Origin of the sequence: Lutispora sp. (assembly GCF_041687175.1) — a bacterium.
GTDB lineage: Bacteria > Bacillota > Clostridia > Lutisporales > Lutisporaceae > Lutispora.
Window position 1 is genome coordinate 24,348 of the sequence record NZ_JAWLCK010000010.1, and the last position, 19,831, is coordinate 44,178.

Annotated in this window: 17 protein-coding genes and 1 other annotated feature; of the genes, 8 read left to right on the forward strand and 9 right to left on the reverse strand. The window is 36.6% G+C overall.

Features of this window, described 5'->3' with window-relative positions:
* Positions 1–27: 27 nt before the first annotated feature.
* On the reverse strand, positions 28–1,815 hold the full coding sequence (locus ACESM9_RS03230) for a sigma-54 interaction domain-containing protein (RefSeq protein ID WP_372995234.1): 1,788 nt from the start codon (positions 1,813–1,815) through the stop codon (positions 28–30).
* Between the two features lie 260 nt (positions 1,816–2,075).
* Positions 2,076–2,969: a copper amine oxidase N-terminal domain-containing protein gene (locus tag ACESM9_RS03235; protein WP_372995236.1), complete on the reverse strand. Its 894-nt coding sequence runs from the start codon at positions 2,967–2,969 to the stop codon at positions 2,076–2,078.
* A gap of 193 nt (positions 2,970–3,162) precedes the next feature.
* Here ACESM9_RS03235 and ACESM9_RS03240 point away from each other — a divergent pair, with 193 nt between their 5' ends.
* The 4 genes from ACESM9_RS03240 (at position 3,163) to ACESM9_RS03255 (ending at position 6,262) form a co-directional block, all read left to right on the forward strand.
* A complete protein-coding gene (locus tag ACESM9_RS03240) occupies positions 3,163–4,056 on the forward strand; it encodes a hypothetical protein (RefSeq protein ID WP_372995238.1) in 894 nt (297 codons plus the stop codon).
* Positions 4,057–4,096: 40 nt separating this feature from the next.
* A complete protein-coding gene (locus ACESM9_RS03245; RefSeq protein ID WP_372995240.1) occupies positions 4,097–4,738 on the forward strand; it encodes an undecaprenyl diphosphate synthase family protein in 642 nt (213 codons plus the stop codon).
* Positions 4,739–4,887: 149 nt separating this feature from the next.
* Positions 4,888–5,757, forward strand: coding sequence for a pyridoxamine kinase (locus tag ACESM9_RS03250; RefSeq protein WP_372995242.1), 870 nt, complete (start codon positions 4,888–4,890; stop codon positions 5,755–5,757).
* Positions 5,750–6,262, forward strand: coding sequence for an ECF transporter S component (locus tag ACESM9_RS03255; protein ID WP_372995244.1), 513 nt, complete (start codon positions 5,750–5,752; stop codon positions 6,260–6,262). The genes ACESM9_RS03250 and ACESM9_RS03255 overlap by 8 nt, the downstream gene beginning before the upstream one ends.
* Positions 6,263–6,298: 36 nt before the next feature.
* On the opposite strand, the gene ACESM9_RS03260 is transcribed toward ACESM9_RS03255, so the two are convergent.
* The 3 genes from ACESM9_RS03260 to ACESM9_RS03270 all read right to left on the reverse strand — a co-directional run bounded on the left by ACESM9_RS03260 (position 6,299) and on the right by ACESM9_RS03270 (position 10,867).
* Positions 6,299–7,954, reverse strand: coding sequence for a methyl-accepting chemotaxis protein (locus ACESM9_RS03260; RefSeq protein WP_372995246.1), 1,656 nt, complete (start codon positions 7,952–7,954; stop codon positions 6,299–6,301).
* A gap of 207 nt (positions 7,955–8,161) precedes the next feature.
* A complete protein-coding gene (locus tag ACESM9_RS03265) occupies positions 8,162–10,270 on the reverse strand; it encodes a heavy metal translocating P-type ATPase (protein ID WP_372995248.1) in 2,109 nt (702 codons plus the stop codon).
* 228 nt (positions 10,271–10,498) lie between these two features.
* Positions 10,499–10,867: an ArsR/SmtB family transcription factor gene (locus tag ACESM9_RS03270; RefSeq protein WP_372995250.1), complete on the reverse strand. Its 369-nt coding sequence runs from the start codon at positions 10,865–10,867 to the stop codon at positions 10,499–10,501.
* 193 nt (positions 10,868–11,060) lie between these two features.
* On the opposite strand from ACESM9_RS03270, the gene ACESM9_RS03275 reads away from it, so the two are divergent.
* Positions 11,061–12,131, forward strand: coding sequence for a hypothetical protein (locus ACESM9_RS03275; RefSeq protein ID WP_372995252.1), 1,071 nt, complete (start codon positions 11,061–11,063; stop codon positions 12,129–12,131).
* Here ACESM9_RS03275 and ACESM9_RS03280 read toward each other — a convergent pair.
* Positions 12,121–13,191: an alanine/ornithine racemase family PLP-dependent enzyme gene (locus tag ACESM9_RS03280; RefSeq protein WP_372995254.1), complete on the reverse strand. Its 1,071-nt coding sequence runs from the start codon at positions 13,189–13,191 to the stop codon at positions 12,121–12,123. The two genes, ACESM9_RS03275 and ACESM9_RS03280, sit on opposite strands and share 11 nt — an antisense overlap.
* 255 nt (positions 13,192–13,446) lie before the next feature.
* On the opposite strand from ACESM9_RS03280, the gene ACESM9_RS03285 reads away from it, so the two are divergent.
* Positions 13,447–14,232: an FMN-binding protein gene (locus ACESM9_RS03285; RefSeq protein ID WP_372995256.1), complete on the forward strand. Its 786-nt coding sequence runs from the start codon at positions 13,447–13,449 to the stop codon at positions 14,230–14,232.
* Positions 14,233–14,332: 100 nt separating this feature from the next.
* On the opposite strand, the gene tyrS is transcribed toward ACESM9_RS03285, so the two are convergent.
* A complete protein-coding gene (tyrS, locus tag ACESM9_RS03290) occupies positions 14,333–15,568 on the reverse strand; it encodes a tyrosine--tRNA ligase (protein WP_372995258.1) in 1,236 nt (411 codons plus the stop codon).
* 53 nt (positions 15,569–15,621) lie between these two features.
* Positions 15,622–15,852 (reverse strand) — a binding site (T-box leader).
* Between the two features lie 48 nt (positions 15,853–15,900).
* Positions 15,901–16,422 carry a DUF2179 domain-containing protein gene (locus ACESM9_RS03295; protein ID WP_372995260.1) on the reverse strand — a complete coding sequence of 174 codons (522 nt, stop codon included), beginning with the start codon at positions 16,420–16,422 and terminating at the stop codon, positions 15,901–15,903.
* Positions 16,423–16,652: 230 nt separating this feature from the next.
* Between ACESM9_RS03295 and ACESM9_RS03300 the strand changes: the two genes are divergently transcribed.
* Complete coding sequence (locus ACESM9_RS03300; RefSeq protein ID WP_372995262.1) at positions 16,653–17,723, forward strand: CAP domain-containing protein; 1,071 nt, start codon at positions 16,653–16,655, stop codon at positions 17,721–17,723.
* Positions 17,724–17,763: 40 nt separating this feature from the next.
* On the opposite strand, the gene ACESM9_RS03305 is transcribed toward ACESM9_RS03300, so the two are convergent.
* On the reverse strand, positions 17,764–18,996 hold the full coding sequence (locus ACESM9_RS03305) for a dicarboxylate/amino acid:cation symporter (RefSeq protein WP_372995264.1): 1,233 nt from the start codon (positions 18,994–18,996) through the stop codon (positions 17,764–17,766).
* A 274-nt stretch (positions 18,997–19,270) separates the two neighbouring features.
* On the opposite strand from ACESM9_RS03305, the gene trmB reads away from it, so the two are divergent.
* Positions 19,271–19,831, forward strand: a 561-nt coding sequence (gene trmB, locus ACESM9_RS03310; protein WP_372995266.1) for a tRNA (guanosine(46)-N7)-methyltransferase TrmB, incomplete at its 3' end; no start/stop codon positions are given.

Genomic DNA, 19,831 nt, shown 5'->3' on the forward strand with positions numbered 1-19,831 from the left:
TTTATTGAGTAACAGTAAACAATTAAATCACAAAAAATTGCTATTTGAACCACAAACTAAACCATACTTTTTTATTTTTCGATAAATAGTTGCCCTGCTTATGCCCAAATGTTTTGCTGCCTCTAGTCTTCCTTCTTCCGACCATCCGAACTCATCCAAAGCCTTTTTTATATATTCTTTCTCTCGTTCCTCCAGAGTAACAAATTTGTTATTACTCTTGGTTTGTCTAAACTGGAAGGGCAAATTTTTTGCAGTGATATAATTACCATGTTCCATATTAATAGCATACTCGATAGTATTCTGTAGTTCCCTGACGTTACCTTTCCATTGATAGTTTAAAAATATCTTTTTTACCTCTTCAGATAGTCCAAATATATCCTTTTTAAATCTTTTTGAAAACTTTTCAATAAAATGTTGAGCTAGAACCAATATATCCTCACCTCTATCTCTTAAAGGCGGTATAAACAATGTTACCACATTTAAACGATGGTAAAGATCTTCTCTAAACTGCCCATTTCTAACCATCTCATCCAATCTTACATTGGTAGCTGCAACTATCCTTACATCGATAGGTATACTTTTAATGCCACCTACTCTTTCTATCTCTTGATTTTCAATAACTCTAAGCAGCCTAGTTTGTAGGTATAACGGCATAGTTTCAATTTCATCAAGAAAAACTGTGCCTTTATCTGCTATGTAGAACTTCCCATGTTTTCCAATATTCTTTGCTCCTGTAAAAGCTCCTTTTTCATATCCAAAAAGTTCACTTTCTATCAGCGACTCCGGAATGGCTCCACAGTTTATGATTACAAAAGGCTTATCTTTACGCATACTTTCTGTATGAATGGCTCTGGCAAAAAGCTCCTTACCTGTCCCAGTTTCCCCTGTCAGTAAAACCGTTGAATCATTTCGTGCGACATCCAGCACCTTTTCTTTAAAAGCTATAAAGTTAGTATCATTTCCAACGATATCAGCTAATGATATCTGCCGTTGTTTTTCTGAAATATCATAATCTAATTGTTTTGTATCCTTATAATCTTCAATTAAGCATATTATCCCTTCAATTTGATTGTCCACGATTATTGTTTTAGTCATGCATAGCAAATATATTTGCTTACCTTTATTACTATAAACAATTTCTTGGTATTCATTGTCTGCAGTAGTAGTATTGGTTTTCTTTTTTACTAGATTTATATTAGGAAAAATATCTCGGATATTCTTATTAATTATTTCAACTTTTTTGGTACTTAACTTTTCGATTAAGTAACTATTTATGTCAACTATTATATGATCTTTGTTTAGTATAACGATTCCTTTATTGATGTTATCTATAACTATATGCATAAATTGTGCATAAGTCTCAACCTGCTTAAGCATTTCATGCTCTTTAACTTTTAGGCTGATTAGATTAGCAATTTTATCAACAAAGTCAAGCATGGCATATTTGTTATGTTCTATAAGCTTAATCTGATGATCATTCATCGCTGTCAAACCAATAACACCTATCGCCTTAGATCGATATTCAATAGATGAATATACAGCCATTTTATAAATACACTTACCGTACTTGGGGCATATTTGACAATACTCACATGCACCAGGCTTATCAATAATTATTTTTTTGGTGTCTTTAAATAAAAATCTGTTTATTATTCCTCGTGATTGGATAAATTTCCCGATTAAGTCGTATGCATGACCTGTTCCTGCTATTCTTTGTAAGTTATCATCAACTACTTCCACATCTAGCCCAAGGGCTGCACTTGTTGCCTCTGCAAACTGTTGTACTGCATCCTTGATCTGGGATAACCTGCTCATATACACCACCTCAAAATCATCATTATATTCTACTATTTGTCGGAATTTGTCGCGCATAAATATTTCTACATTAATCCATTCATTACCTTCTCAAAATAGTCTGTTATATTAATTTAATGCAAATTTTTTGATAAAATAATATATTCATAATTATATTTCTTAACGATAAAGCTCTTGATTTTATAAATATTTAAAAAAAGTGGTTGCGTTTATGTCAACAAGAATAACATACGCAACCACTACAAATCATTCACTTTTAACTATTCAATTACCCTGATTACATTGGCTTCAGCCTGAGGGGGATAGATCATTATCATGGGACCGTCTACAAAGTCCACTTCCACCTTCATACCCTCTTTGAGATCGCTGGGTTTTAGCTCTTCATCGGAATAACCCTTATATATTTTGGTGTTTTTTCCTATTAAAACATTGGCTTTGTCATAGGAGCCCATTGCTGGTGCATCGTCTTCCACAAATATTTTCTCCAGCATATTATCCTTACCAAAGGTCAATTCTGTTATTTTACCCTTTACATCTATGTTTTCTATATCAGAAATCAGCCAGGTACCATCAAAATCCTTTACAGTTATGAATTGCTTTTCTGTAAACTTAGCTCCTGTTGAATCTGTATAGGTGAATTCAACTTCATATCTGTATGTTTTTTCGGATTTGTACTTTTCTGTTATCTCATAGCTTTCAACCCAAGGGCTTGATGTGCCTGTTACCCAGCCCAATGATACAAAATAGTCATACTTCTGTTTTTGAAGTTCCGGTGACATTACAGAATACTGCAATACTCCATTTCTTCTTTTAACACCTTCTGCCCATGTTTTGGCTACGCTTAGCTGATCCTGAGGCATGAGAATTTCCACAGCCTCTTCCAGCTTTTCTATCTGCATTTTCCTGGCTTCCAATTCAGTTGAGTCGATTATTACAGAATTGGTCTCAGCATCCCATTCAATTTTGGCACCCAAAGCTTCAGATATAACTCTTATGGGCACCATAACCCTGCCATCCGCAGGAATTGGTGCTATATCAGTTTTCAATTCTTGTCCATTTAACACAAGCTTTATAACCGGATCTGCGAAAGCCATAGTAGCAAAGCTTAGTATTGCAACAGATGCTGTAATTATAACAAATTTTCTTATTTTCACATGAATACCTCCCATTCTTAATCTACAGCTGCATATAATTAGACATAAGTCCATATAAAAAAGTTCCTTAAATTATTATGCCCTTTTATCATCATTATTTTTTTGGATTTCGTAATATATGGGCTGATGACATTTTTTAATGATATAATCATATTAATGGGGCATAAAATTTTAAAATAAGGAGGTCAAGACAATGAAATTACCTAGATGGGTCACAGTAATACTTATAGCATCTTTGCTCCTGAATATGAAGGCAGCCTTAGATATTGGCTCACTGAAAAATGAAATCAGAAATTTAAAAAGTGATATAAATTCTCTGAAGCATTCTATAATTAATAATATGTCAAATATCATAAACGATATAGAAAGAACGTTGGAGAAGGAAGCCAGCATTGTAAATGAGTTTAAGTATGAAAATATGGGTATAAAGGACAAAAAAGTAGATTACCTTCTCAGTGTCATACCTAAAGCTTATAAAGAGGGGGAAAAGCTCTATTTCCTCATAAATACAGACAAAGACAGTCCACAGCTTATACCTGCAGAGACTGAGGATAATATCATCTTTACAGCAAATGCCAGTATTTCTATATTTGATGAGGCAAATATTGATTTGGTAATCGAAGGTGAAAATAACAAGAAAACTGAAAAACTGGATACCATTCGTTCAGTTGCAGACAAATATGCAGCAAGGTTAAGGCCCCATTCATTAGGTGGCTCTATAAGGCGGAATGCAGGGAGCACAAAACAAATTATAACCTATGAATACGAGCTTATTAACGACTCCAAACCGGATGGTGATATCACCGCAATAAAAGAAGCAAATCTCCATATAGAGCTAAATGGCAAGGTCATTGATACTTTCCCTATGAAGTTGGAGGACACATCAAAATATGAAAGATTCTATGTGCTGCTGAAAGATTATGAACTCCAATGCAATGCAGGTGATGAAATAATCATGTATATCACAGCCAAAGACAATATGGGTTTAAATTATAAATGCCATATGGAAGGATGGATTGTAGAAGCAAACGGCGGATTGGATCATTCCCCAGTAAGATACCGTTATGGCGATGTTGAGGTGTATTAATATTTGCTAAGGGTAAATAATATCCTTGAGGTGAATTGTATTGAGAATACCCAAGCATATTGGTGTCATACCCGATGGAAACAGAAGATGGGCAGAGTCCAAGGGATTGACCAAGGAAAAGGGATATATGATAGGTACCGAACCAGGATTAGCTCTCTTTAAACTCTGTAAAGAAGTTGGCATCTATGAATTGACTTACTATGGTTTCACCGTAGATAATACCAAGAGACCCGTGGAGCAGAGAAAGGCATTTACCGAGGCCTGCATCCATGCAGTAAAGCTGCTTTCTAATGAAGATGCAGAATTATTGGTAATCGGAAACAGTGATTCGCCAATGTTTCCTGAAGAGCTGCTCCCTTATACTACCAGAAAAACCTTTGGAAAAGGGGGGATAAGGGTAAACTTTCTGGTGAATTACGGTTGGGAGTGGGATTTAAGCTATCTGAAGATGGCTAAGAATACTAAAAGAAATATTACAGATTACATAAAATCCAAAGATGTATCCAGGGTGGATTTGATTATTCGCTGGGGTGGAAGGCGGAGATTGAGTGGCTTTTTACCTGTTCAATCTATTTATTCGGATTTCTATGTTATAGATGATTATTGGCCGGATTTTAAACCCCAACACTTCTGGGAAGCTTTGGAGTGGTATGACCACCAGGACATAACCCTGGGAGGTTGATTAGTGTATCGATACACTTTTAATAATAATTATAAAATCATGTTTATTACCCCCTTGTTATATTCATTATTGTTATATAATCTTTTAGAATAAAATCAGATGCTACTTATGCATTTGATTTTATTTTTTACACAAAAGAGGAGGGTCCCATGAAAAACACAATACCTAAGACAGCTGCCATTCATGGTGTAACCGGCTTCGGTAGGAGTTCTATTTCTGTAGTAATACCTGTCCTATCATCCATGGGTATTCAGGTTTGCCCTTTGCCTTCAGCAGTATTGAGCAGCCATCCCGGAGGCTTTGATAATTACACCTTCTATGAGCTTACAAATGAAATGGAACACGCCATTGATTGCTGGAAAGAGGAAAATATAAAATTCGACTGCATATACAGCGGCTTTCTGGGTTCTGCAAAGCAAGTAGAATTAGTAAAAAGACTTATAGAAAACAACGACAGCAAGCTGATAGTAATTGACCCGGTTATGGGAGACCATGGAAAGCTTTATAAAATAACTGACGAAGATATAAAGAATGGTATGCTTTCCCTGATAGAAAAAGCCTATGTTATAACTCCTAATTTGACAGAAGCATGCTTGCTTGCAGGAAAGGATTATAATGACAAGCCTTTAGACTTGCAGAAAGTGAAGCATTTGCTTAAAAAGCTTTCTGATTTAGGTCCGGCTAATGTGGTTATTACAGGAATAAGGATTTCAGAGGGAAGTTACGGAAATTTTGGATATAGCAAAGAAGATGATTCCTATTGGAAAGTAAATTATACACATATACCGGCTCAGTATCCGGGAACAGGTGATATATTTGCCAGTGCACTTACAGGCTATATTGTCAAAGGCTTCGATTTACCTCAGGCTGTAAGCGGAGCCAGCAGATTTGTGTCTTTGGCTGTTGAGAAAACCTATATGGCTAAAACCCCTGTGAGAGAAGGTATTTTATTAGAGAATATGCTATTTGAACTTAGCAATGCAAATAATTTTGGTAGAGGTGAAATAATAAATGAATAAAAAATTTACCATTCGAGACATTGTTATCATAGGCATGCTGGCTGCTTTTTGCACCATAGGCACTACCATAAAGATACCCTATGGCAATGGAGCAATGGTGCATCTTGGCTCTGCAGCCATATACACCACAGCACTGCTCTTCGGTGGAGTGTATGCAGGCTTTGGAGGAGCTATAGGCTCAGCCTTCTTTGATCTTTTGATGGGCTTTTCCCCTTATACATTATGGTCATTCTTCATCAAGGGCCTGGCAGGATATATAGTAGGCCGCATTGCTCATTCCGGTGGGGCTCAGGGTAAAAGTTTCATAAGAAATGTGTTCGCCGTTATAGCTGGTGCTGCCTGGACTCTCGTAGGATATTTAGCAGCCTGGACAGCTGTTATAGGAAAGTTTGAAGCGGCTTTGCTCAATATACCAAGTTCAATTATTACTTCTGCCGTAGGTGCTATTGTTGCACTTCCTCTGGCAGCTGCATTGTACAAACCTATAAGAAGATTGAGTGCATAAAGAAAGCATGAAGAGGCTAAAGCCTCCTCATGCCTGTTATTCTATTTTGAATCTGGCCACTATCTCATTTAGATTTTTTGAAAGTTCATCCATTAGAGCCATATTAGCTGAAACTTCTTGGAAGGATGCTGTTTGCTCTTCTACTGCAGCCGCTACCTCCTGAGTATTTTCCGAGTTCTTTTCAACTACCTCCGATATTTTCTTGGCTGATCCATTGATGACAGTGAAATTATCTTTGATAGTTCTATTGATGCTCTCTATCTTTGCAGCTTCATCATATGTTATATTTGATTTCTCAACAATTTTATCCAGCTTTACCTGTACATCATGCATGCTTCTTTCCTGCATTGCAATCTTGTTTTCCATTTCATCCATTCGTGTCTTGACTTTGGAGGTTTGTCCCGTGATATTATTAATGATTTTTACAATTTGCTCCGTTGATTTCGCTGTTTCATCTGCCAGCTTTCTGATTTCGTCTGCCACAACTGCAAAGCCTCTACCTGCTTCTCCTGCTCTTGCAGCTTCTATAGAAGCGTTTAGCGCAAGAAGATTTGTCTGCTTAGAAATTGAATCAATCATCACCACTATATTTCCTATATCACGGGAATGATTTTCAAGCTCATTTACTGTATCAGCTACTTCTTTGGTGCTTTTTACAACCTCGGCAAGCTCTTGAACCTGGTTTTGTATAGTGAAATTTCCATCCATTGCAGCATTCTTTGATTCTTCCGATTCCATAAGCAATTGATTAGCTTTATTTATGACATTAGCTATATCCAAACTCATTTTATCAATCAAATCAGTCAATTTTTTTACCATAGCTGATTGATTTGCACTGCCTTCAGATACACCTACTACAGCATTAGCAATCATTTCTGTAGTTTTTGCAAGCTCACTGCTTGTCTCTGATATAGAACCAGTTGAATCAGCAAGAGTAATTGAAGATTGAGACAATGTGATCACTATATCCCTTATGCTCCCTACAAACTTATTGAAATATTCTGTAAGAGTGCCAATTTCATCTTTATTTTTTACCTTTATAGATTTTGTCAAATCTCCATTCCCTTCTGATATTTCTTTTAACTGCTGGGTAATCATGTTGATACTTGCGATAATATCCTTTTTGATTATTATTATCGCAAAAACCATAAGAAACAGTGATATTAGGAAAGATAGCATACTCAGATTTTTCGCATTGGCTACCTTTGACTGTGATATTGAAGAATAATCACTGACCATTTTATCTATCTGTGATACATAGTCGGATATATTATTGTTGATATAGCTAAGGGATTGCATATCTTCATTATCTTTGATCTTCATATAGGCAGGTTTAAAATTATTTTCCCATTGATTTTGTATATCTAGTAATTGATTTTTGATTTTTTCATCCTCAAGAGGTTTTAATCCTTGATGATCGTCTCCTTCCATAAGGGATGTCAGCAAATCACTGAAAGACTTAGCTCTATCTTCCAGTTCATTCTTATAATCATTGCTCAAATAAGGATTCATGACTATATTTGCTGAAATCTGAGCCATTCTGTAGCTTCCAGCCCTTAGTCTTCCTGCTGAATTAACAAAATTGGCATCACTGTCTAATGATAGATATGTAGCATAATTTAAACCTACAACCGCTAGAATCAGAATAGTAAATGATCCGAATATTATTGAAAGCTTAGTCCTGATCTTCATATAATTCATCCCCCCGTAAATTAATATTTGATTAGTAAAACAACCTGCCAGAAGACATTTTTTATAGTTTGATATCCATATTAATTTAAGTAAAATAAAAAATCGGTAACATATATTACCGATTTTTTGTTAAATTTTTCATTTTCAACTGTTAGCTGCTTAAGCTTATTACCTGAAACTAGCTCCCTTAGTTCTAAACTCTAAGTTCTAGTTCCTTATGACCCTCATAGCATTCAATACTGCAATAAGAGCTACTCCTACATCAGCAAATACTGCCTCCCACATATTAGCAAAGCCCAATGCTCCCATAATCAGCACAATTAGCTTCACCCCTAGTGAGAATAGGATATTCTGCCATACTACCTTTCTGGTAAAAGCTGCGATTTTTATGCCCTCAACCAGTTTGGAAGGTTCATCTGTCATGAGCACTATATCTGAAGCTTCTATGGCGGCGTCAGATCCCAGGCCTCCCATGGCTATTCCTATGTCTGCCATGGTCAGAACAGGAGCGTCATTTATTCCATCTCCAACAAATACTACATTTCCTTTTTCTCTTTTTTCATTTTTTATCTTTTCCAGGATTTCTACCTTTTCGTGGGGAAGCAGTTCATAATAGGCTTCATCCAGATTTAACTCTTCTTTTACTCTTATGGCTGTTGTTTTGTTGTCACCTGTCAACATCACAACTTTCTTTATACCTGCTTCCTTCAGTGCTTCCACAGTATCTGCCGAGTCTTTCTTTATCTTATCGGATATAAGGATATATCCTGCATATTTGCCTTCTATGGCAACATGGACTATGGTATCGGAGGCTTCAACTCTTTTATAGGCTATACCTTCTGCTTCCATTAGTTTTTCATTTCCAACCAGTATTTCACCTGATTCAGTTTTGACCCTGATTCCTTTTCCTGTCATATCTTCATGATATTTAATCATAGCTGCGTTTATATCTTTTCCATAGGCTTCTTTTATGGAAAGGGCTATAGGGTGATCAGAGAAGCTTTCTGCTGTTGCAGCATATTCCAATACCGCTTCCGCATCGTAATCTCCTTCATTAATTATTTCATTCACCTTAAATACTCCTTCAGTAAGGGTACCGGTTTTGTCGAATACCACTGTATGAATATTATTCAAAGCTTCCAGATAGTTGCCTCCCTTTACCAAAATGCCTTTTCTGGAAGCTCCCCCAATACCTCCGAAAAAGCTAAGGGGTATAGATACCACCAATGCACAGGGACAGGACACAACCAGGAATATCAGTGCTCTGTAGAGCCATTGGGAGAAAGTATCAAAACCGTAAATCAAAGTAGGTATAAATGCGATACCTAACGCTGTAAAAACTACAATAGGTGTATATACTTTAGCAAACTTGGTTATAAAGTTTTCTGTAGGAGCCTTTTTCAAAGCCGCATTTTCTACAAGGTCAAGTATTTTTGCAATGGTAGACTGGGAGTATTCCTTATCTACTCTTAATGTTATGATTTTATCTTTTACTATGAAGCCACTAAGAACCTCATCCCCTGGTTTCACTATTCTTGGTATGGATTCACCAGTCAAAGCAGCTGTATCCAGAGATGCTTCACCTTTTACAATAGTACCATCCAAAGGTACTCTTTCACCTGGTTTAACTAGTATTATATCTCCTACTCTTACATCTTCGGGGGAAACTTCTTCTATAGTGTTTCCTAATACCAGGTTGGCATGGTCAGGTCTTATATTCATCAAAGCCTTGATAGATCTTCTGGAGCGGTCCACCGCCATATCTTGAAATATTTCACCTATATTGAAGAATATCATTACTGCTACAGCTTCGGGATATTCTCCTATGGCAAAGGCTCCGATGGTAGCTATAGTCATAAGAAAGTTTTCATCAAACAACTGACCCTTAAAAAGATTTCCCAATGCACTTGATATTACTTCCCATCCTGCTAACAGATAAGCTGCTACAAACAGTGACAATCTTACTATTTCTGAGGATTTAAACATGATAGCAGCAACATATATTGCTAAAGCTCCTATGAGTTTAGATATTTCCAACTTTATGGTGCTTTTTTCTTCCACTTCTTCCTTGTGTGCCAATTTCTTTTCAACGATTTCTACACCTTGTTCAATTCTATTTATTATATCTATTGTTTCATCTATTATCCTTTCTCCATCTGCAGAATTTTGGTATTCCAATACCAGCCTTTTGCCAACAAAGTCTATGGAAGCACTATGTATTCCTAGAATATTTTGAATGCCCCTTTCAATCTTTGCTGCACAGTTGGCGCAGTGAAGACCTTTTATAATAAATTCTCTTTTTATTTTTCCTTCCATGATGTTTCCCCCTTATAATATGCGTGGCCTTGGGTATTCCTTATAGGTCAGTCGCTGGTCTCTAGTCTCTAGTCGCTGGTCAATAAGCTATGGTATTCCTCTTGGGTGTGGTTCACGGCACGTGGCACGCGGAATTTAGGTATTTCTCTTGGGCTTTAGATTCTTCGCTAGCGCTCAGAATGACATCCTCCATTTGCCTATTGCCCATTGGCCCATCAGCCCATTTGCCTACTTATGCTTCAAGTGAGCCATAGCTTGGTCAAATATATGTTTCACATGTTCATCATCAAGAGAATAGTATACTACTTTGCCGTCTCTTCTGTTCTTTACCAGTCTTGACCCTTTCAATACCCTAAGCTGATGAGATATAGCAGATTGGTTCATGTTTAAGAGAGCTGCAATGTCGCATACACACATCTCTGATTCAAAAAGGGCATGCAGTATTTTTACCCTTGTACTATCCCCAAATACTCTAAAAAGATCTGCCATATCATATAACAAATTCTCATCTGGCATATTCTCACTTATTCTTTTTACTATGTCTTCGTGTATTATATTTATTTCACAGCTGTCGATTTTTGCTTTATCATCCCCCATACTATTACCTCCTTTATCACTGGACTTGGCTTAATTAAGTCTCGTCCAAATATGAACATATGAATAGTTGTTCATATGTTCAATATTATTTTATAATTTTTGCTTTTATATGTCAATGTTTTTTCAGATTATATCGGCACTAATCACATATTATTAAGCAAATCAAAATATAATGGATTGAAAGGGTGGTCATATGAGAAAAGGAATTCTGTTATCTTTTAGAATAGGTGCTGCATTCATTGGAACTGTCATAGGAGCTGGTTACGCATCAGGTCAGGAGATAATGCAATTTTTCTCCATATTTGGTTCCTATGGCTTTATAACTCTTATATTATCAGGATTTATATTTTTTATAGCTGCCAACTCCGTATTCAAAATATCAAACAATTTGAAGGTTTATGATTATAACAGCTTTGTGAGCAAGCTCTGCGGCAAAAAGATAGGCTTGTTCTATGATTTCATTATCACTTTGTTTTTATTTTTAGGCACCTCAATAATGTTTTCAGGTAGTTGTGAGGTTTTTAAGGCTTTTTTCAACATTCCAAAGATGGTTGGAATCATAATAATATGTCTTTTAACACTACTGGCTGTGTTTAAATCTCTTGAAGGTTTATTGAATGTAAACTCCATCATTGTGCCAGTCATATCCTCTGTAGTGATTTTTACTGCCTTTTCTTTTCTTAGGGAAAATAGCACTTGGCAGATTTTTGACTCTATAAATATAGCTCCTGAAGCTTCTGCTTTTAAGGCTTTTTTCTTCATGTTATTTTATTGCTCATACAACCTTGTGCTATCTTTAGGAGTTTTATCTGCTTTTCCCAAGGATATTAAAAGAAGAAAAGTGCTTATGTTGGGTGCTTTCATCGGTGGATTCGGTCTTATGCTCCTTGCTTTTTTGCTGAATTCATTGATCTTGATTCATATGCCTGATATACTAAATGAATCTATGCCTATGCTGTACATAACAAAATCATTTCATCCTTATTTCAAATATGCACTGGCTTTGTGTATATGGGGAGAGATATTTTCTACTGCTGTTTCAGATGTTTTCAGCCTCGCAAATCGTATTTCCAGCAAAAAGAAATACAGCTATAAAGCTGTATGTACTTTAATAGTATTATGTTCTGTACCCTTATCCCTCTTCGACTTTAAATCTCTTGTAGCATTTTTCTACCCCTTGTTCGGAGCAGTTTCCATATTCCTTATAGTATATATAATCTTTAAAGGCAATTCCTGCAGCTGCGCAAGAAACATCATGGAATAAAAACTTTTTCTACATATGGGGATGTGGTAAGACTCAGCATGGCTGAATAAGCACAGCGAAAAGCGATGATGCTGCCTGGCTCCGTATTCTCCTTGCTGTCTGTTACATCAACTATGAGATGGTCGCTGCTTGCCCCAAGGATTTCCATATCCGGACATATTGGTGTAAGAGCCTCTACCCTTACATCCTGCCTGCCTATTGATAATATAGCTCTTCTTCTTATACCTTTATCCGGATACTCAGGTTGATTGCCAAAAGCATCATAACCTCTTTCTCCTATAGGAACTGAGGGCTTATCCCTCAACTCAATTACCTCAGCTTTTAGTATAAATGCATCCTGATGATAGCCTTCAAGCATAATACCATTATTACTGTCTTCTCCTAGTAGAATAGCTTCTCCAATCCTTAAATTGTTTATTTCTTTGGGCATGTTGTTTTCTCTCAGAAGCTTAAGGGAACTGGTAGCACCTCCAGAGATAATAGGCAGCTTTATGTTATAGGTTTTCTCCAGTTTATTCCTCAAATTTATCAATATTGTAGCATTTTCTACTGTGGGCATGATGCTACCATAACAACCAACATTTGTACCTACTCCCATGAGGTTGACACCTTTCATGGATAGTATCTTACCTACTACTTGCTCTGCATCTTCAGGCATAACACCTTCTCTAAGGTCTCCTACATCAACCATTAGTATAATATTATGTACTTTACCCATGCTTATTGCTTTCTGTGAGTATACTTCAATGACTTCCAACTGGGATTGAAGGCTTATATCTGCATAAGTTATCACTTTCTCTGCTTCACTTATCTTCGGAATCCTTATCATCATATATTTCACATGGGGAAATTTTTTCTTAACCTTAATAATATTTTGAATCCTGGAATCACCGAAAAAATTAAGTCCTCCCTCTATAATTGCCTCAACAATGGGTAATTCAGCGCAAAAGCCTTTTGTTATTGCACATACTTCGATGTTTGATATTTCACAAAATTCTTTTATTTTTTGGGTATTATGTTTTATCTTCCCTAGGTTTACTTCCAATACAGGTGTATACATTTAAAATATACCTCCATCTTTGTAAAAAATATTAAGAATGACGTACTATAAACCCCCTACCCTTAAATTATACCATTAGATGTTTATTGGAAAAAGGTATATTCTGCTACCTTCATGACATATATTAGTTTTTATACCAATATTATTTATGTAAATTCTATAAATTTTGTAATAAAACTATTTCATTTTTTCTAGAGTATGCTATAATAAAAATGTAAAATTATTAACAAAGTCTCGAAAGGGGAAGGGAAATTAATGAAAAAAATATTATCATTAGCACTTGTAGTAGTATTGATAGTTGCTATGGCTGCAGGATGTGCTCCAAAAAGTGAACCTGCTGCGGCTCCACCGGCTAATGAATCTACAAGCGGAGAAAATGCCTATAAGGATGGTACTTACACAGCTAAAGGTGACACCGACGAAAGAGGTTGGACACCAGAAGTTACAGTAGTAGTTAAAGACGGAAAAATATCCGAAGTGAAATATGATGAAGCAAGAGCTATGAACAAATCAGAGGATGCTGAGTATATCAAATCCTTCAAGGATGCTAAAAATGTGGACATTGTTTCAGTTTACAAACAGTTTGGAGAAGCTTTAGTAGCTGCTCAAGATGCAGAAAAAGTTGCTGCAGTATCAGGCGCTACAGGTTCCTTCACAAACTTCAAAGCATTAGCAGCTGAAGCTATAGCTCAGGCAAAAGATGGCGACAATTTGAAAGACGGCAGCTTCAAAGCTACAGGCCAGACAGATGAAAGAGGCTGGACTCCTTATGTTACAATCACTGTTGCAGAAGGCAAAATAACAGCTGCTACTTATGATGAAGCTTCATCTAATGCTGTTGTTTTCAAATCTGAAGATGAAGGCTACAAAGCAAGCTTCATGAAAAACAAAAACGTAGATGTTGCTGCAGCCTATGAAAAATTCGGTACAGACCTTGTTGCTGCACAAGATATAGCTAAGGTTGATGTAACAGGCGGAGCAACTCACTCAGGAGAGAACTTCAAAGCTCTTGTAGAAAAAGCTTTGAGCCAAGCTAAATAGTTATAAATATACAGAATAATGTATAAAAATAAGACGCTTAAACAGCGTCTTATTTTTATTTTGTATCGATTATTATTTGATAATTTATATATTTGGTATCCTATGCTATAATAATAACTCTATGGTATGTCTTTTTACCCTTCTTCATCATCAGCCCTTCTTCTTTGAAGTCTTCTAAAGTGATTTGGAGATCAATAGACTCTACTTTCTCATCGTTTACGGCTAGGCCACCCTGATTGATGAGTCTTCTTCCCTCACCTTTTGAAGGTACTAAACCTGTTAAGATCAGCAAATCTATGATATTTATCCCATCCTTTAGCTGGTCTTTATCAATCTCTGTAGTTGGTACCATATCCAGATTGCCACCTTTTCCAAACAATGCTTCTGCTGCATCCTGGGCTTTTTTTGCTTCCTCTTCGCCATGAACCAGTCTGGTTACTTCATAAGCCAGAACTTTTTTGGCTTCATTTATTTCGCTGCCGGGGAGAGAGCCTAGTCTTCTTACCTCTTCCATAGGCAGGAATGTCAAAAGCGCCAAGCATTTTTCTACATCTGCATCGTCAACATTTCTCCAGTATTGATAGAAGTCATAGGGGCTGGTCTTTTCCGGATCAAGCCACACTGCACCTGCCTGGGTCTTACCCATCTTCTTGCCGTCGCTTGTAGTAAGGAGTGTGAAGGTCATTCCATAGGCAGGTACGTTTTCTACTCTTCTTATCAGATCTGCACCGGATATTATATTTGACCATTGATCATCTCCGCCTAACTGAAGTCTGCAACCATATCTTCTGTACAATTCAAGAAAGTCATAGGATTGCATAAGCATGTAATTAAACTCTATAAATGTGAGTCCTTTTTCCATTCTGTTCTTGTAGCATTCAGCAGTAAGCATTCTGTTTACTGAGAAATGTACCCCTATTTCTCTGAGGAAATCAACATAGTTAAGCTTCAAAAGCCAGTTAGCATTATTATCCATTATTGCTTTTCCATCACTGAAATCTAAAAACTTTTCAAATTGTACCTTGAATTTCTCAGCATTGCTCTGAATCTCTTCTAATGTCAGCATCTTCCTCATGTCCGTCCTGCCACTAGGGTCTCCTACCATTGTTGTGCCGCCTCCAAGGAGTGCAATGGGCCTGTGGCCTGCTCTCTGCATATGGGCCATCACAATCATCTGTAAAAAGTGACCTACATGAAGGCTGTCTGCAGTTGGATCAAAGCCTATATAAAAAGTCACCGACTCCTTACCCAATAGTTCTCTTAATTCTTCTTCGTGAGTTACTTGTTGGATAAATCCTCTTTCCTTTAATACATCAAAAACATTTCTTTTTTCCATCATAACATCCTCCCATCTTATATTGTGTAAAAAATAAAGCCATTCATCCCACAGATAGGGACGAATGGCTCGCGGTACCACCCTAATTGGCAAAATGCCCAACTCAAACAGGATACAGATAATATCCCCTTCCTATATAACGGTGGAAGTTTCCGTCTCAGCCTACTCAAACTTCAGCCTGCAGCTTAAGGGTGTATTTCTCAGACAATGCCTTCCGGCTTACACCAGCCGCCGGATCTCTTTGAGGCATACTTTCTGGTACTTCTCCCTGTCATCGCCTTTATATGAATCTTATTATATATTTGATATAATTTTGTGTCAATAGCTAAGTATTAAAACATCTTTTTGGGAATAAAATGACCTCCTATTGAAGATCTCACATCAGTCACAGTGACAAAAGCGTTAGGCTTTATTTTTTTCACAACTTTATTCAGCTTTTGAACCTGCCTTCTCTCCAATATTATGTTCAGCATATAGCTTTTTCCTTCCAAGCCTATTCCTTCAAATATGGTTACACCAAAGCCTTCGTCTCTAAGTACTTTTACAATATCCTCATAATCTTCCTTTACTATTATTTCCGCTGTGACTCTGCCTAAGGACAATTTTTCTTCTATCTTGCCCCCAATTATATTTCCACATGCATAACCAAGGCAGTATGCAATTATGAGAATTGGCTTATTTAAGTTTCCTACAACATTGCCAAGAACAATAAGATATATCATCACTTCAAAGAACCCTAAAAAAGCCGCAATTCTCCTGTTTCCCTTGACTAATAGAATTGTTCTTAATGTGCCTATTGATACATCCAATATCCTGGCAAAAAAAATAAATATTGCTTGTACAAATACTGGCATTATTTCTCCTGCTTTCATAATTTTATTGACTATTATATTTCTACAATATTATCATTTCTCCTTTTATTTTATACAAAATTTGCATTAAAAGAAACAAGAATTTTAATCCATGCAAACCTATATTTGAGGCTTATCCTTTTTTATATTTTTCATTTATAAAAGCAAAATAAATATGAAAGCTGCATTTAAATTTGCAAGTTTTCGACATAAATTTTAGAAGGAGGCTGTTTATGAGTAGATATAAAAGGCTTTTTGCTTTCATATTATGCATGTTGGTCTTCTCTTTGACACTGTCAGCATGTACAACTAACCAATATGCAAGAAGAATAGCAACTCCAAACGAGCAGAACAGAGATTTAAACGGCACCAACAGGGGTAATAATATAGGACTAGATGGTTTAGGCAACAATAATATGGGCAGGACAAACAATAGAAGATATGACTTATGGGGTAATGTTGATTATAACAGCAGAATATCAGCAAGTTCTGAAAAGGCTGATATATCCTACGGAAAGATCAAAATACCCAGCCTTACCATAAGGTCTGGTCCTGGTACGAATTATTCCAAAGTTGGTACAGTAACATCAAATCAAAAGTTAAATGTTTATGGAAAAGCAGGCAACTGGTATATTGTTCAGGTTCCTGGAAGTAAAAATATCGGATGCGTTGAAAGCAGATATGTGGAACCTTATCCATCAGGAACTAAACCAAAACAAATACCAAATGTTAAACCACCTGTAACAAATGGCAATAACAATGCTGGAAATGTAGGTATTGGAAACGATATGAGCCCTGGTGGTGGCACAACTACACCTGGTGCTGGTGGAGGAACAACAACTCCTGGTGCTGGCGGCGGAACAACCACTCCTGGTGCCGGTGGAGGAACAACTCCTACAGAGGATACGGCTGGTACAGGTGTTATGACTGCTGAAGAAAGAAGAATATTAGAGCTATGTAACGCAGAGAGAGCAAAAGTCGGAGCACCTGCGCTTAAGGCCAACAATGACTTGACAAAACTTGCTCGTATGAAATCAAAAGATATGATTGATAAGGGATATTTCTCTCACCAATCACCCACATATGGATCACCCTTTGATATGATGCGGAATTACGGTATATCTTATATGTATGCAGGTGAAAACCTTGCGCAAAATACAACAGCCGACAGAGCATTCCAAGCATGGATGAAATCTGAGGGTCATAGGAAAAATATTCTGAATCCTAACTTTACTGAATTAGGAGTCGGTATTGCTTCTATGGACGGCAGCAATATGTATACTCAATTGTTTATTGGTAAATAAAACAGAAAAAAGTAACCGCAGGATTGCTCCTGCGGTGGCTTTACATAGATGCAGTTTCTGTTGCTTTTACTTCTCTATTCAATTCATTTTCCGACGCTGCAACTACAACTGCACATGCAGCATCACCAGTAACATTGACAGAAGTTCTTGCCATATCCAATATTCTATCTATACCTGCTATCAATGCCAAACCTTCCAGTGGCAATCCTACTGCTTGAAGAACCATGGTAAGCATAATGAATCCTGCTCCAGGAACACCGGCAGTACCTATGGATGCTAAGGTAGCTGTAAGAACTACTGTAATCTGTTGACCAATAGTCAGGTCAACACCTGAAATCTGAGCAATAAAGAATGCGCAAACTCCCTGATACAATGCTGTGCCATCCATGTTTATGGTAGCGCCCAAAGGAAGGACGAAACTGCTTATGGATTTAGATACTCCCATTTCATCTGTACATTTCATAGTTATAGGAAGGGTACTGCTGCTGCTTGCTGTTGTGAAAGCAAATAAGGATGCAGGAGACACCTTCTTGAAAAATTCTATTGGACTGAATTTTCCCAATACCTTCAATGTGCTGGAATATACCAACGCCATATGAAGTATGCAGCCAAAGTATACGATCAGTATTACTTTCAATAAAGGTAGAAGTACCGATGGACCGTTTACCGCTACAACAGGTACTATAAGTGCAAATACACCATATGGTGCAAATTGCATAATAGCTGCAGTCATCTTATACATGGTTTCAGCCAGGGATTCAAAACCTCTCTTTAGAGATTCAGCCTTTTCTCCTACAGCCATTATACTTCCACCTAACATTAGTGCAAACACAATAATCTGCAACATGTTGCCATCTACTAGTGCTTTAATTGGGTTTGTAGGAATTATGTTCAGCAGAGTATCAATAAATTTAGGGGCTTCCTGGGCTTCTTGAGTTGCCCCTACAGGTATAGTATATCCACCACCTACATTTAGTACATTAGCAAGTATAAGTCCAATGATTACTGCAAAAGCAGTAGTTAAAAGATAATAAGCTAAAGTTTTTCCGCCAATTCTACCTATTTTCTTAATATCTCCTAATCCCGTAGTGCCTACAACCAATGAAGCCAGCACTAATGGTACTACAATAAGCTTGATGAGATTTAGGAATAATGTACCGAAAGGCTTAATATAATTGTTAGCAGCATCCGGCATTCCTTGCATGAACAACCCCACTACTATACCAATAAGCAATGCTATAAGTATCTTTGTAGATAAACTTAGCTTTTTCATTAAAACACCTCCATTAATATTTTTCTCTTATAATAGTATATAAATCCTACATCTATATTATGATATATAAAAATAGGTTTGTCCACATTCAATTGTATACAATATTGTCAATATTCTGTCAAAAATTGCAATGCATTGTGCTTTTTCCAAGCTCCGGAATATCTAGAATTATATAATCCTATTTAGGAATACTATTTAAAATAAACTTATCTATGTTAAAATACTTATTGATAATATAATTCATAATCACGACTAATCAATTGGAGGCGGTATAATGAGGTTGAGAAAAAAGCCTAAAGCACTTAGCACATTAGAAGCAAATCAGCATTTGATAATATTTAAACCAGAAGAAAAAAAAGGAAATTGGAAAAGTCATTTTGATAACAATAATCCATTATATGTAGAACTAGGTACAGGAAAAGGTAAGTTCATTGTAGAGAACTCCTATAGGAATCCTGAGATTAATTTTATCGGAATTGACTCTAAATATGACGTAATCTATATGGCTTTGAAAAAGGCTCTTGAAAAGGAAGTAAAAAACCTGGCATTGCTTCCATTTAACGTTGAAAATATAAATGAAATTTTTGATAAAGAAGAAGTAGATCGGCTGTTTATAAACTTTTGCGATCCTTGGCCAAAGGCTCGTCACGCTAAAAGGCGCCTTACCCATAACAGATTTTTGGAAAAGTATAAGCTGTTTTTAAAGGATGGGGCACAGATAATACTCAAAACGGACAATAGACCTCTCTTTGACTTCAGCATTGAAGAGTTTAGAGCTGCCAACTTGGATATTATTAATATTACATATGATTTGGCTTCAGAAAATGATCCGGAA

What these genes read in the sequence shown, in the direction of transcription:
- ACESM9_RS03255 (WP_372995244.1), top strand. Translation starts at nt 5,750, where the DNA reads ATGAATAAAAAATTTACCATTCGAGACATTGTTATCATAGGCATGCTG.
- ACESM9_RS03280 (WP_372995254.1), bottom strand. Translation starts at nt 13,191, where the DNA reads ATGTATACACCTGTATTGGAAGTAAACCTAGGGAAGATAAAACATAAT.
- ACESM9_RS03250 (WP_372995242.1), top strand. Translation starts at nt 4,888, where the DNA reads ATGAAAAACACAATACCTAAGACAGCTGCCATTCATGGTGTAACCGGC.
- ACESM9_RS03230 (WP_372995234.1), bottom strand. Translation starts at nt 1,815, where the DNA reads ATGAGCAGGTTATCCCAGATCAAGGATGCAGTACAACAGTTTGCAGAG.
- ACESM9_RS03265 (WP_372995248.1), bottom strand. Translation starts at nt 10,270, where the DNA reads ATGGAAGGAAAAATAAAAAGAGAATTTATTATAAAAGGTCTTCACTGC.
- ACESM9_RS03240 (WP_372995238.1), top strand. Translation starts at nt 3,163, where the DNA reads ATGAAATTACCTAGATGGGTCACAGTAATACTTATAGCATCTTTGCTC.
- ACESM9_RS03275 (WP_372995252.1), top strand. Translation starts at nt 11,061, where the DNA reads ATGAGAAAAGGAATTCTGTTATCTTTTAGAATAGGTGCTGCATTCATT.
- ACESM9_RS03295 (WP_372995260.1), bottom strand. Translation starts at nt 16,422, where the DNA reads ATGCCAGTATTTGTACAAGCAATATTTATTTTTTTTGCCAGGATATTG.
- ACESM9_RS03270 (WP_372995250.1), bottom strand. Translation starts at nt 10,867, where the DNA reads ATGGGGGATGATAAAGCAAAAATCGACAGCTGTGAAATAAATATAATA.
- ACESM9_RS03305 (WP_372995264.1), bottom strand. Translation starts at nt 18,996, where the DNA reads ATGAAAAAGCTAAGTTTATCTACAAAGATACTTATAGCATTGCTTATT.
- ACESM9_RS03300 (WP_372995262.1), top strand. Translation starts at nt 16,653, where the DNA reads ATGAGTAGATATAAAAGGCTTTTTGCTTTCATATTATGCATGTTGGTC.
- tyrS (WP_372995258.1), bottom strand. Translation starts at nt 15,568, where the DNA reads ATGGAAAAAAGAAATGTTTTTGATGTATTAAAGGAAAGAGGATTTATC.
- ACESM9_RS03260 (WP_372995246.1), bottom strand. Translation starts at nt 7,954, where the DNA reads ATGAAGATCAGGACTAAGCTTTCAATAATATTCGGATCATTTACTATT.
- ACESM9_RS03285 (WP_372995256.1), top strand. Translation starts at nt 13,447, where the DNA reads ATGAAAAAAATATTATCATTAGCACTTGTAGTAGTATTGATAGTTGCT.